A 1,292-nucleotide genomic window follows, 5' to 3' on the forward strand; every position below is an offset into this window, starting at 1 on the left:
TTCAAACGAACCTGAACGGTCTCTGGGCGTTTCAAGTTCGAATTGACCTATGGATGACTTAACTGTTTTTTTGGTTGAACCATTTTTACGGTTAACTTCGGTCTCAGATTCTAAATGCTGCTCTAATTCAGCTTTAAGAGCCGCTTCGGTGAGTTGTTTGATTAATGGTGTTAGAACACCGTCTTCGCCAGTAAGACCTTTACCAGCTTGAAGTTCAGCTAATGCTTTGTTGAAGTCGAAAGATTGAGTCATGTGTCACTCCTGTTTTCTTAATAATACTGAAATGACACAGATTTCTAAACACTACCGGCCTCCAGCCTAGAGCTTCGAATTAACCAGTTGGGCTAATGGTTTTATGTTCTCATTTACTCCTCTTTGTGCAAAAAGATCTTGAAGAGATTTTATTTACCACAGAGGGGGCAGAGCACACAGAGAAAATGATTAAAAACATGTTTTATTTGCTTTGTCTTCTCTGTGTAGCGCGAAGCGCCTCGGTGTACTCTGTGGTAAGAATGTTTTGTAGATACCATCTCTCTTTATAGGCTTCAAGATCGTATTTAACTTTCTTGGAGCTTAAACGCTTCTTGATTTTTTATTACACCAAAACATATATGAATGAGTTTACGCATATTGGCGCCAATGATTTGCATCGACGTTTTGCCATTATTCAGCAAGGCTATTTTTTGCTGTTGTATCTTATAATTCCACTGCCCAGCGACTACTGCTGCCATATAAAGTTTACTTCTTATTTTTGAGGGCCCTAGCTTGCTCATAGTTGTACGGCCCTTCATTTTCCCAGACTCATGCAGCCGCGGTATTAAGCCACAGTAGGCAGCAGCTTGCTTAGCTCTGCTGAAATTTTTAGCGGCGAATATATACGTCAGCTCTCGAGACATAACAGGCCCAATACCGGGGATTGTTTCTAGTAACGTTCTATTCTTCTTTAAGTCAGGAAAGCTATTTATGTGACTATCAATATCTGACTTAAGTTTTTTTATCTCATCATCTAGAAAGTTAATCGTTTCTTTTAATGATTGAGTGACTCGCTCAGATGTCGCATTAAACTCACTTGCTTCTAATCGATTCTGCTCTCGTTGTTTATTGGACTCCAATGCATCAAGTCGACGCAGTAAGGCTTTAAGCTCTCTAATTTCCTTTGCTTCAGGTTGCCAGAAGTTAACGGTTGATTGCTTAGCATAACCGTAGCTTGCAAGCATTATCGCATCTGACCTATCTGTTTTATGAACAACATTTAGAGCCTCAGCATATTTTTTTGCTTTGCTAGGGTTAGC

2 protein-coding genes are annotated in these 1,292 nt (G+C 39.8%); both read right to left on the reverse strand.

What is annotated here, in order from left to right; translation table 11 throughout:
• A partial coding sequence (locus ND6B_RS06950; RefSeq protein WP_033103646.1) for an IS256 family transposase occupies positions 1-252 on the reverse strand: 252 nt, incomplete at its 3' end.
• 305 nt (positions 253-557) lie between these two features.
• Positions 558-1,292 (reverse strand): IS110 family transposase (locus ND6B_RS06945; RefSeq protein ID WP_033103751.1); only part of this gene is annotated, 735 nt, incomplete at its 5' end.

The sequence above is a fragment of the Pseudoalteromonas sp. ND6B genome (genome assembly GCF_000764215.1).
In the GTDB taxonomy this organism is placed as follows: Bacteria; Pseudomonadota; Gammaproteobacteria; order Enterobacterales; family Alteromonadaceae; genus Pseudoalteromonas; species Pseudoalteromonas tetraodonis.